The sequence below is a fragment of the Streptomyces sp. RK9 genome, from assembly GCF_045070545.1.
Lineage (GTDB): Bacteria > Actinomycetota > Actinomycetes > Streptomycetales > Streptomycetaceae > Streptomyces > Streptomyces alboflavus.
The window spans coordinates 3,251,028-3,263,265 of the sequence record NZ_CP173704.1; the positions used below are offsets into that span (position 1 = coordinate 3,251,028).

The 12,238-nt window shown below is 71.7% G+C and carries 7 protein-coding genes; 5 read left to right on the forward strand and 2 right to left on the reverse strand.

The features are described from left to right. Positions 1-110 precede the first annotated feature (110 nt). Complete coding sequence (locus AB6L24_RS34600; protein ID WP_087886112.1) at positions 111-1,337, reverse strand: serine protease; 1,227 nt, start codon at positions 1,335-1,337, stop codon at positions 111-113. Positions 1,338-1,923: 586 nt separating this feature from the next. On the opposite strand from AB6L24_RS34600, the gene AB6L24_RS34605 reads away from it, so the two are divergent. The 5 genes from AB6L24_RS34605 (at position 1,924) to AB6L24_RS34625 (ending at position 10,933) form a co-directional block, all read left to right on the forward strand. After that, positions 1,924-3,549 (forward strand): diaminobutyrate--2-oxoglutarate transaminase family protein, encoded by a 1,626-nt coding sequence (locus tag AB6L24_RS34605; protein WP_405662005.1) that lies wholly within the window; start codon positions 1,924-1,926, stop codon positions 3,547-3,549. Positions 3,550-3,733: 184 nt separating this feature from the next. Further along, positions 3,734-5,869 (forward strand): IucA/IucC family protein, encoded by a 2,136-nt coding sequence (locus AB6L24_RS34610; protein WP_405662008.1) that lies wholly within the window; start codon positions 3,734-3,736, stop codon positions 5,867-5,869. A gap of 169 nt (positions 5,870-6,038) precedes the next feature. Continuing rightward, on the forward strand, positions 6,039-6,815 hold the full coding sequence (locus AB6L24_RS34615) for a GNAT family N-acetyltransferase (RefSeq protein WP_405662011.1): 777 nt from the start codon (positions 6,039-6,041) through the stop codon (positions 6,813-6,815). A 94-nt stretch (positions 6,816-6,909) separates the two neighbouring features. Continuing rightward, on the forward strand, positions 6,910-8,877 hold the full coding sequence (locus AB6L24_RS34620) for an IucA/IucC family protein (protein ID WP_405662013.1): 1,968 nt from the start codon (positions 6,910-6,912) through the stop codon (positions 8,875-8,877). Positions 8,878-8,917: 40 nt separating this feature from the next. Further along, complete coding sequence (locus AB6L24_RS34625; protein WP_405662016.1) at positions 8,918-10,933, forward strand: ATP-dependent DNA helicase; 2,016 nt, start codon at positions 8,918-8,920, stop codon at positions 10,931-10,933. Between the two features lie 119 nt (positions 10,934-11,052). Here the strand turns inward: AB6L24_RS34625 and lexA are convergent, their stop codons facing one another. Further along, positions 11,053-11,838 carry a transcriptional repressor LexA gene (lexA, locus tag AB6L24_RS34630; protein ID WP_030362804.1) on the reverse strand — a complete coding sequence of 262 codons (786 nt, stop codon included), beginning with the start codon at positions 11,836-11,838 and terminating at the stop codon, positions 11,053-11,055. Between the last annotated feature and the right edge of the window lie 400 nt (positions 11,839-12,238).

The window sequence follows — 12,238 nt, forward strand, 5'->3', positions numbered from 1 at the left end:
ATGCGCGTACGTCGCACGCACGCTTCCCGTACGCGGACGAAGCGGATGGTGGGTCGGCCCCGGGAATCGAGGCCGACCCACCGGCGGTGACGTCGCACCGCCCCGACTGCTTACTGCCCTGCGAACTTCTTGCTGACCGCGTTGTAGATGCCCTTGGCCTCGTCACCGAGGCGCGGACCCGCGAGCCAGCCCGCCGTGACCGGGCCGATCGATGTGTTGGACACCAGCGCGGGCTTGCCGTCCTGGCCCTCCGTGACCCAGCCGCCACCGGACGAACCGCCGGTCATGGTGCAGCCGATCCGGTACATCGTCGGGTCGGGCTTGCTCAGGGAGAGGCGGCCCGGCTTGTCCGCGCACTGGAACTGCTTCTGGCCGTCGAACGGCGACGCCGCCGGGTAGCCGGTCGCCGTCATGTCCTTGATCTTCGGCACCGCGGGGGCGTCGAAGTCCACCGGCAGAGCGGTGCCGACCGTCTCCTCCAGGGACTTGCCCTCGCTGCCCTTCTCCGGCGTCACGTGGATCACCGCGAAATCGTAGGGAGCGCCCTTGCCGCCCGTCGGGCCGCCCGTCTCGATCCACTGGTCGGACGTCTGCGCCCAGTCGCCCCACCAGACGCCGTACGGAGCGACCTCTTCCTTGGGCTTGCCCTGGAGCTCCGCGGTGGGCGTGCCGCTGTCGTTGTACGACGGGACGAAGGCGATGTTGCGGTACCAGCCGCCCTTGGCGCCCGCGTGGACGCAGTGACCGGCGGTCCACACCATGTTGGACTTGCCCGGGTTCTTCGGGTCCTTGACGACCGTGGCCGAGCAGACCATGGAGCCCTCGGGGCCGTCGAAGAAGAGCTTGCCGGCCGCGGGGACCTGGTCGTGGTACGGCGTCTTCACGGCCGCGGCCTCGACGGGCTCCGGCGTCGGGTCCGTCACGCCCTGGTCACCGGAGATGTCGCCCTCGTCGACACCGCGGTCCGGGTTCTTGTCCGCGTCCCGCATGCGGTCCGGGTCCCAGAGGTCCTCGATGATCGGGTTGACGAAGTCGCCCGCCTCGCGCAGCCAGTCGTCCTTGTCCCAGTTCTTCCAGGCGCCGTCCTTCCACTTGTCCAGGTCGATGCCGTGCTCCTTGAGCCGGTCCTGGATGTCGCCGGGAAGCTGGATCTTGTCGTCGCCCTTGTCGCCGGGCTGCGACGCGGACGAGTCGCCCGCGTTGTCGTCACTCGGGCCGCAGGCGGTCGCCGTCAGAACGAGCGCCGCGCCGAGCGCGACGGCGGCCGCCACGGGGGAGGTCCTGCCGCGCGCGCTCCTCCCACTGCGGGAGCTGAAGAGCGGACGTATGGGTCGCATGGTGAGAATCCCCCTGGGCCTCGAAATCGTTCCAAATGCCGTACATCGTGGTGCCGTACGTCCTTCCGTACGGCCGCGGTCATCACGGCGCGCCCCTAGGGGGCGCGCGGATGCCCGTGCTGGCGGGCGCCCGGTCGTCGGTGGTACCGAACGTCCGGATTTGCCCGCGGTGCGGAACACCTTGGTGCTGATGAACGGCACCCCACACTATGCCGGTGCCGTTGGGGACGGCCCACGAGACGGCAACGGTTCCGTCACGGCAAGGATCTTCCGTGCACCCGTGATCCCGCGCACGTGCCGTCGTTGGTACGTACGGGGGACACGCCGCGCGCGTTCAGCCCCCGCGCCAACTCGCTCGCCCGCCCGGCCGAGATCCGCGGGCCCGCGTCAAGTCCCAGCGGGAGGACCAACAGCTGTGGCCGTGATCGAGCCCGCTTCCGCGGTGGTGCCCGCGGGGCGCGAAATCGCGGCGGGGGCCGCGGAGCAGGGAACTGCCGGTGAGAGCGCTGGGGCCAGTGGGGGCAGCGGGAGTGAGGGCACTGCGGGAGACGGTGCCGCGCGCGAGGAGGGCCCGCGGGGCAAGGCCGTGCACCAAACCGGCACGCACCAGTCAGGCACCCCCATCCCCGACAGGGGCGCGCACGAAGGCATCCTGCGCCGCCAGTCCGCCCGCGAGTCCGCCGCGCGCACCTACGCGCGAGCCCTGCCGATCGTCCCCGTCCGAGCCCGCGGCATGACCATCGAGGGCGCCGACGGACAGCGCTACCTGGACTGTCTCTCCGGCGCGGGCACGCTCGCCCTCGGCCACAACCACCCCGTCGTCCTCGAAGCCATCCGCAACGTCCTCGACTCCGGAGCCCCCCTCCACGTCCTCGACCTGGCCACCCCCGTCAAGGACGCCTTCACCACCGAACTGTTCCGCACCCTCCCGCCCGCCCTCGCCGACCACGCCCGCATCCAGTTCTGCGGCCCCGCCGGAACCGACGCGGTGGAAGCGGCCCTCAAACTCACCCGCACGGCCACCGGCCGCGAGGGTCTGCTCGCCTTCACCGGCGCCTACCACGGCATGACCGCAGGAGCCCTCGAAGCCTCCGGCGGCGCCCGCGACGTCCGCGTGGCCCGCCTGCCCTACCCGCAGGACTACCGCTGCCCCTTCGGCATCGGCGGTCCCAACGGAGCCGAACTCGCCGCCCGCTGGACCGAGAACCTCCTCGACGACACCAAGTCCGGCGTTCCCGCCCCCGCCGCCATGATCCTCGAACCCGTCCAGGGCGAAGGCGGCGTCCTGCCCGGCCCCGACGCCTGGCTCCGCCGGATGCGCGACATCACCGCGGCCCGCGGCATCCCCCTCATCGCCGACGAGGTACAGACCGGCGTCGGCCGCACCGGCGCTTTCTGGGCCGTCGAGCACAGCGGCATCGTCCCCGACGTCCTCGTCCTGTCCAAGGCGATCGGCGGCAGCCTCCCCCTCGCCGTCGTGGTCTACCGCGACGACCTCGACGTCTGGCCCCCCGGCGCCCACGCGGGCACCTTCCGCGGCAACCAACTCGCCATGGCCGCCGGCGCCGCCACCCTCGCCCACGTACGCGAGAACCGCCTCGCCGAACGCGCCGCCACCCTCGGCGCCCGCATGCTCGGCGATCTGCGCTCCCTAGCCGCCGACCACCCCTGCGTCGGCGACGTCCGCGGGCTCGGCCTCATGCTGGGCGTCGAACTCGTGGACCCGGAATACGCCCAACCCACTTCCCACACCCCGCACTTGAGCCACGCGACAGAACCTTCCGCGTCCGCCTCGCAGACCCCAAGCACCTCTTACGTCCCCACCGCCCCCGCGCAACCGGCACCCGCACCCCCCACGACCGCACCGCCCGTGACCACGCCCACCGCGCCTCCGGCCGGTGCCCAGTACCCACACCAGCACCCGCACCGGCACAATCACCTTCAGCACCACCGGCCGCACGACCTCCCCGACACCCGCCCGCACCCACCGGCCCCCGAACTGGCCGCCGCCGTACAGCGCGAGTGCCTGCGCCGCGGGCTCATCGTCGAACTCGGCGGACGGCACTCCAGCGTCGTGCGACTCCTGCCTCCCCTCACCATCACGGACGAACAGGCGACCGCGGTCCTCGACCGACTAGCCGATGCCCTCACCGCGGCGGAGCGTTCCCACCGCCGCACCCCCGACGGCAGACTCGCACCGGACCATCCATGACCACCGCGACTCACGTCCCCTGACCGAGCCGGGCACGAACCGACCGGCCCGATGACAGCCGCAGCCGCACCATCACCTCCCAGGCGCGTAGGTCACCGTCTCACCCCGTGCCCCCTCCGCGACCCGTCCCGCCCAACACCGCCCGTCGCCAAACGGAGCCCGATCAACCACACAAGGAACCCTCTTGAACGCCACCCCCGCACCCGACGGCCGTCCCCAACCGCACCCACCGGCAGCGTGCGGCACACAGTCCGCGCAGTCCCCGCAGACGGCGGAGGCCGGTACGGTCCCGCGGCAGAAAGGCAGGAGCCAGGAGGCCGAGCGACTGCGCCACGGCACCACCGACCTCCTCGACCACCCCGACCCGCACACCGCGGCCCAGGCCGCAGCCGTCGAGAACCTGCTGCGCTGCTGGGTGCGGGAGAACGACATGGCCGCACCGGAACACGGTTCCCTGCGCGTCCCCCTCGAAGCCAGCGGCACCGCCCTCCTCGTCCCCGTGGACTACTGGTCCCCGACCGGCTGGCACCGCTTCGGCCCCCCTTGCCTGGAAGACGGCCCCACCACGGCGCCACCGGTCGACGCCGTCACCGTCGCCGCCCTCCTGAGCCGCGAGACCGCCCGCACAGCCGAAGCGACCCACGGCCCCACCCCGGAGCGCGCCGCAGACGACCAGGAGCGCGCCGCACACGACCCCGGCGCCGACACCCAATCCGCCACCCAGCATGGCGAATTCACCGACTCTGACCCCCAGGCGCAGCCCGACCCGGAGCAACCACAGGCACAACCACAGCCGACGGTCCCGTCGGCCGCAGCCCTCGGGGAAGCGGCCGAAGCCGAACCCGCCGAGGCCCGGGAAGCCCCCGACGGCGCCGACCTGGTGGCCCGCGTCGCCGACTCCGTCCGCCGCACCGCCGACTTCATCGCCGACCGCAGGAACAATCCAGGCGACATCCCCGACCTGTTCCTTGCCGCCGAACAGTCCCTCCTCCTCGGTCACCCCCTGCACCCGACCCCGAAGAGCCGCGAAGGACTCTCCGACACCGAATCCCGGCTCTACTCACCCGAGTTGCGCGGCGCCTTCCCGCTGCACTGGCTCGCCGTCGACCGCTCGGTGCTCGCCATGGACTCGGCCTGGACCGAACGCGGCCGCACCGTCCCCGCCGACCAGCTCGCCGCCCGCCTCGCGGGCCCCGACCTGCCGCTGCCCGACGACCACGCCGTACTGCCCGCACACCCGTGGCAGCTCCGCGAACTCCACCACCGCCCCGAGACCGCCGCCCTGCTCGACGCCGGACTCCTCAAGGACCTCGGCCCGCACGGCGCCCCCTGGCACCCCACCTCCTCCGTCCGCACCCTCTACCGCTCCGGCGCCCCGGCCATGCTGAAGCTTTCGCTGGCCCTGCGCATCACCAACTCCCGTCGTGAGAACCTTCGCAAGGAACTCCACCGCGGCGTCGAGGTCCACCGGCTGTTGCGCAGCGGCCTCGCCGAGCAGTGGCAGGCGGCCCACCCCGGCTTCGACGTGATCCGCGACCCGGCCTGGCTCGCCGTCACCGGAGCCGACGGAGAAGCCGTCCCCGGACTCGACGTGATGATCCGGCACAACCCCTTCCGCCCCGGCGACGACGCGACCTGCATCGCCGGCCTCGTCTCACCCCGGCCGCCCGCCCAGCCCACCGGCCAGGACCGGCCGCCGATGCACTCCCGGCTAGCCGCGATCATCACCCGCCTCGCCGGACACACCGGCCGCCCACGGGGAGCCGTCGCCACGGAGTGGTTCCTGCGCTACCTCCAGAACGTCGTACGCCCCGTGCTCTGGCTGGACAGCGAAGCGGGCGTCGCCCTGGAGGCCCACCAGCAGAACACCCTGCTGCTGCTCGACCCCGACGGCTGGCCCACCGGCGGCCGCTACCGCGACAACCAGGGCTACTACTTCCGCGAATCCCGCCGCGCCGAGCTGGACAAGCGGCTCCCCGGCATCGGCCGACAGAGCGACACCTTCGTCTCCGACGAGGTCACCGACGAACGCTTCGCCTACTACCTCGGCATCAACAACGTCCTCGGCCTCATCGGAGCCCTGGGCGCCGAACGCCTCGCCGACGAACGGCTGTTGCTCGCCGCGTTCCGCCGCTTCCTCCTCGCCGCCGCCTCGGGGCCCGACCGGCTCCGTACCCCGCTGCCCGCCCGGTTGCTCGACTCACCCGTGCTGCGCTGCAAGGCCAACCTGCTGACCCGCCTGCACGGACTCGACGAACTCGTCGGGCCCGTCGACACCCAATCCGTCTACGTCACCATCTCGAATCCCCTCCATACGTGACCCGCTCCACCCCGAACCCCGCCCGGATCCACCAACTCCCCGGTGGCCAAGACCACTTCGTTTGCGCCACCGGGGACCACGCCCCCTTCCCCCGCCGATGACCATGACCCCTTCCTGAGGACCAGGCCCCACCCCTGCCGAACCCTTCCCCTCCGAGAGGAGCGACGCCGTGCCTCCCACCGACGCGAGCACCGACGCCGGAACAGATCCCGCCACCGCGGGCGCCCCGGACTGCGACGACACCTTGGACCTGCGGCTGCCCGACGAACTCGTCGCGCTCATCGCCGACTCCGGTGGGCACACCGCGCACCTCAGCTCCGACGCCGCGGCGGGCTCGGACCCCACGACGGCCCCCGAGCCCGACCCGGCCCGCGGCGACCTCCTCGACCACGTGGCCACCTGGAGCCCGGCCACCACCGAAGCCGGCGTCTTCCAACTCGTCCCCGTACGCGTCGAACGCGACCTGGCACTGATCAGCAGGTGGATGAACGACCCCGCCGTGGCGGCCTTCTGGGAACTGGCCGGACCCGCATCCGTCACGGAGACCCACCTGCGCCCCCAGCTCGACGGCGACGGGCGCAGCGTGCCCTGCCTAGGCGTCCTCGACGGCGCCCCCATGAGCTACTGGGAGATCTACCGCGCCGACCTCGACCCCCTCGCCCGCCACTACCCCGCACGCCCTCACGACACCGGGATCCACCTCCTCGTCGGCGGCGTCGCCGATCGCGGCCGAGGCCTCGGCACCACCCTGCTGCGGGCCGTCGCCGACCTCGTACTCGATCACCGCCCCTCCTGCGCACGTGTCGTAGCCGAACCAGACCTGCGCAACACCCCCTCTGTCTCCGCCTTTCTCAGCGCCGGCTTCCGCTTCGCCGCCGAGGTGGACCTCCCCGACAAACGAGCGGCACTCATGGTCCGTGACCGGGCCCTGCGCGCCGTGCTGTGACCCGCTCGGCCCGCCCCTCTCATCTGCTCACTTCGATCCGCCCACTTCTGATACACCGCTCGACCCGATCCGGTTCCCTCCCCGAGGAGTCCCCGTGCCGAATCTTTCCGACCCCGCGACACCCAACGAGCCCGCCGCCCTTTACGACCCGCCCGAGCTGACCGCGGAACGCTGGGAGGAGGCCGGGCGCCGACTCCTCGCCAAGATCGTCGCCGAGTTCGCGTACGAAGAGATCCTCAGTCCGGTACCGGCGGGGGCAGTGAGCGCCGACAGCCGAGGCGAGGATGCCGAAGGCCGCGAGGCTGCCAGGGGGAGCAGCGGGTCGGCCGCAGAGTTCGCCGTAGAAAGCGAAGAGGGCGTCGCGGACGGTGAGGGGCGCGCCGCCGACACGTACACCTTGCTTCTCGACGAACCCGCCACGTCCGGCGAGCCCCGCCCGCGTCTCACCTTCCGCGCCCGCCGCGGCGCCTACGGCAGCTGGCGAGTGGACCCGGCGAGCCTCACGCTCACCGACGGCACCGGCAGCCCGCGCCCCTGCACCGACCCACTGCGCTTCCTGACCGTCGCCCGCCGCACCCTGGACCTCGACGGCGCCACCCTCGGCCACCTCATCCGCGAACTGACCGCGACGCTGAGCGCCGACACCCGCCTCGACCACGGGGCGCTCAGCGCCGGGCAGCTCGCCGACTTCGGCTACGCGGAGCTCGAAGGCCACCAGACCGGCCATCCCTGGCTCGTCCTCAACAAGGGCCGCATCGGCTTCTCCGCGACGGACGCCGCGCGCTGGGCACCCGAGGCCCGCAGCGACGCGGCCATCCCGTGGATCGCCGTGCACCACAGCATCGCCACCTACCGGGGCGTGCCGGGCCTCGACACCGCGGACGACCTCTACGCGCGCGAGCTCGACGCAGGCACCCGCGAGTCCTACGCGGCCATACTCGGCGCACGCGGCCTCGACCCCCGGGAGTACCTGTACCTGCCCGTGCACCCCTGGCAGTGGGACGACGTCGTGCTGCCCCTGTTCGCCCCGTCCGTCGCCGAGGGGACCATCGTCCCGCTCCCCAGCGACGGCGACCTGCGTCTGCCGCAGCAGTCGATCCGGACATTCCTGAACACCACCCGTCCCGACCGGCACACCATCAAGCTCCCGCTGTCGGTCCTCAACACCCTGGTGTGGCGAGGTCTGCCCACCGAGCGGACGGTCGCCGCCTCGGCCGTCACCTCCTGGGTGCACGCCCTGCGCGACAGCGATCCGTTCCTGCGTGACGAGTGCCGGGTGATCCTCCTCGGAGAGGTCGCCTCCGTCGCAGTGGAGCACCCCGTCTACGACTCGCTCCCGGAAGTTCCCTATCAGTACAAGGAGCTGCTGGGTGCCATCTGGCGCGAGCCCCTCACGCGCTACCTCGCGCCCGGGGAGCGCGCCCGCACCCTCGCCGCGCTCCTGCACACCGACCCCCAGGGCCGCGCTTTCGTCACGGAGCTCGTCGACCGCTCCGGGCTGACGCCCACGGCCTGGCTGACGCGTCTGTTCGCCGCGCTCCTTCCGCCCCTGCTGCAGTTCCTCTACCGCTACGGAACGGTGTTCTCCCCCCACGGGGAGAACGCCATCGTCGTCTTCGACGACAAGGATGTCCCCGTGCGCCTCGCGGTCAAGGACTTCGTGGACGACGTCAATGTCAGTGCGGAGCCCGTGCCGGAGCACGCCTCCATGCCCGACGACGTACGCGGCATCCTGCTCACCGAGCCGCCGGCCTTCCTGACCCAGTTCATCCACGCAGGGCTCTTCGTGGGCGTCTTCCGCTACCTGGCGCCGCTGTGCGAGGACCAACTGGGCGTCCCGGAGGCCGACTTCTGGTCCCTCGTACGGGCCGAGATCCTGCGGCACCAGGCCCGCGCCCCCGAGCTGAAGGAGCGGTACGAGACATTCGACCTGCTCACACCCCGTATCGAGCGCCTGTGCCTGAACCGCAACCGGCTCCACCTCGACGGCTACCGCGACCGCTCCGAGCGCCCGCACGCCGCCGTCCACGGGACCGTGGCCAACCCCCTCCATCAGCCTTGATCGCAGTGTTGTCAGTGGGGCACCGTAGGGTGGTCGAGCTATGACGAAGCCCTCCCTCCCCGAGCTCCTGCACGCCGCCGTCGCCGCCGTCGGCGGTACGGAGCGCCCCGGCCAGGTGACCATGGCCGAGACCGTCGCCGAGGCGATCGACGACGGTTCCCACCTGCTGGTCCAGGCCGGCACCGGCACCGGAAAGTCCCTCGGCTACCTGGTGCCCGCGCTGGCGCACGGGGAGCGGGTCGTCGTCGCGACGGCCACCCTGGCGCTGCAGCGCCAGCTGGTCGAGCGCGACCTGCCGCGGACGGTGGACGCCCTGCATCCGCTGCTGCGCCGCCGCCCCGACTTCGCCATGCTCAAGGGCCGGTCGAACTATCTCTGTCTGCACCGCCTGCACGAGGGCGTGCCGCAGGACGAGGAAGAGGGTCTCTTCGACCAGTTCGAGGCGGCGACGCCCACCAGCAAGCTCGGCCGGGACCTGCTGCGCATGCGGGACTGGGCGGACGAGACGGAGACCGGCGACCGCGACGACCTCACCCCGGGAGTCTCCGACCGTGCCTGGGCGCAGGTGTCCGTCTCGTCCAGGGAGTGCCTGGGCGCCTCGAAGTGCGCGTACGGCCAGGAGTGCTTCGCCGAGATGGCCCGCGAGCGCGCGAAGCTCGCCGAGGTCGTGGTCACCAATCACGCGCTGCTCGCGATCGACGCCATCGAGGGCGCCCCCGTCCTGCCCCAGCACGAGGTGCTGATCGTGGACGAGGCCCATGAGCTAGTGTCCCGCGTCACTGGTGTCGCCACCGGCGAGCTCACCCCGGGACAGGTCAACCGCGCGGTGCGGCGCGCGGCGAAGCTGGTCAACGAAAAGGCCGCGGATCAGCTCCAGACCGCCGCAGAGGGCTTCGAGCGGCTCATGGAGCTGGCGCTGCCGGGGCGCCTGGAAGAGGTCCCCGAGGACCTCGGCTATGCCCTGATGGCGCTGCGCGACGCCGCCCGCACGGTCATCTCGGCACTCGGCTCGACCCGCGACAAGTCCGTCCAGGACGAGGACGTGGTCCGCAAGCAGGCCCTGGCCTCCGTGGAGACGATCCACGACGTGTCGGAGCGCATCACGAACGGCTCCGAGTACGACGTCGTCTGGTACGAACGGCACGACCGCTTCGGCGCCTCCCTGAGGGTGGCCCCGATGTCCGTCTCGGGCCTGCTCCGCGAGAAGCTGTTCACCGACCGCTCGGTGGTCCTCACGTCCGCCACGCTCAAGCTCGGCGGCGACTTCAACGGCGTCGGGGCGTCGCTCGGGCTGTCCCCGGAGGGCACCCAGGCCGAGGACGCGCCCGTCTGGAAGGGCGTCGACGTCGGCTCGCCCTTCGACTACCGCAAGCAGGGCATCCTGTACGTCGCGCAGCACCTGGCACGTCCGGGGCGCGAGGGCACGCGCGGCGACATGCTGGACGAGCTCACCGAGCTGATCGAGGCGGCGGGTGGGCGGACGCTCGGCCTGTTCTCCTCGATGCGGGCGGCCCAGGCGGCGGCCGAGGAGCTGCGGGGCAGGCTCGACATGCCGATCCTGCTGCAGGGCGAGGAGACGCTGGGCGAGCTGATCAAGGGGTTCGCGGCCGACGCGCGGACGTGTCTGTTCGGCACGCTCTCGCTGTGGCAGGGCGTCGACGTACCGGGCGCGAACTGCCAGCTGGTGATCATGGACAAGATCCCGTTCCCGCGCCCCGACGACCCGCTGATGAGTGCCCGGCAGAAGGCCGTGGACGAGGCGGGCGGCAATGGCTTCATGGCGGTCGCGGCGACCCATGCCGCGCTGCTCATGGCCCAGGGCGCCGGTCGTCTCGTCCGGGCGTCGGGGGACCGTGGGGTGGTGGCGGTCCTGGACCCGCGCCTGGCCACCGCGCGCTACGGAAGCTATCTGCGGGCCTCGCTGCCGGAGTTCTGGTACACGACGGACCGGAACCAGGTGCGTCGCTCCCTGGCGGCGATCGACGCGGCGGCGACGGCTGCGGAGGCGTCGGGCGGGGCCGGGGTGCCGGAGACCGTCGAGGCTGCGGAGGAGTAGCCTGCCGCCCCGTCCTGGTCTCTGAGCCCTTGGAAACGCACGGCGCAGCCCTCCGAACGCAAGAGACGGGCCCCGGAACCGGCGCAGTAGGTCCCGGGGCCCGTGTCAGGGGCGGAGGCTCACACGCGACGCAGGACCGCGACCACCTTGCCGAGGATGGTCGCCTCGTCGCCGGGGATCGGCTGGTACGCGGAGTTGTGCGGCAGGAGCCAGACGTGTCCGTCCTCGCGCTTGAAGCGCTTGACGGTCGCTTCGCCGTCGAGCATGGCGGCGACGATGTCGCCGTTCTCGGCGACGGGCTGGCGGCGGACCGTGACCCAGTCCCCGTCACAGATGGCGGCCTCGATCATGGAGTCGCCGACGACCTTCAGGACGAACAGCTCACCGTCGCCGACGAGCTGGCGGGGGAGGGGGAACACATCCTCGACGGACTCCTCGGCGAGGATCGGACCGCCCGCCGCGATGCGGCCGACCAGGGGGACGTACGAAGCGGCCGGCTTGCCCGTGGTGTCGGTGGCCTGGGTGCTGGGCTGGTCCGAGCCCCGGACCTCGTACGCCCGCGGGCGGTGCGGGTCGCGGCGCAGGAAACCCTTGCGCTCGAGGGCCATCAGCTGGTGGGCGACCGACGACGTGCTGGAGAGTCCGACCGCTTGACCGATCTCCCGCATCGACGGCGGGTAACCACGCCGCTGCACCGAGTCCCTGATGACCTCGATCACCCGGCGCTGGCGATCGGTGAGCCCGGAGCTGTCGGCGCGGATTCCTGGAGGTCGGCCCGGCAGGGAGCGTGTGGGCTTGGGCCCCTCCTGGTTCGTGGCTGCGTCATTCATGGCATGCACCGGCTCGAATCGGCTCTGGGAGCGGTCCTGGGCTGTGATGGTGGCGCTGTCTGCGGTGGTGGTCACGTCGGTCGGCCCCTCTCGAGATGTTCTCCCTAGTTAGCCAACGGTAGTTGCTTTCGAAAGGTTGCGCCAAACACACGTTCGAGTGAAAAATCGTAGATTCCCTGTCCTGATCATGTGTCTGGGTGTATGGCTGACGTTCGGGCCGAAAGGAATTTCGGTTCATTACGGTACGCTTCACCGCCGGGGTCCAGGCCCTGCCGGGTGAGGCTCCCATAGTGCCATTCGGTGCCCCGTCAACTGGGCACTGGGACCTCCCGGGTGGCGTCGGCGTCGGCCCGCGCGCGCCCGCCCGTCCGGAGACTCCCGCGACACGCGGTGACGTCGATGATGACGAGCAAACCCCAGATGTAGTGGTTGGATTGCGACCGCAGCCTAGAAGTTGTGGTCCCCGGTCTTCCGG

What these genes read in the sequence shown, in the direction of transcription:
- AB6L24_RS34625 (WP_405662016.1), top strand. Translation starts at nt 8,918, where the DNA reads ATGACGAAGCCCTCCCTCCCCGAGCTCCTGCACGCCGCCGTCGCCGCC.
- AB6L24_RS34600 (WP_087886112.1), bottom strand. Translation starts at nt 1,337, where the DNA reads ATGCGACCCATACGTCCGCTCTTCAGCTCCCGCAGTGGGAGGAGCGCG.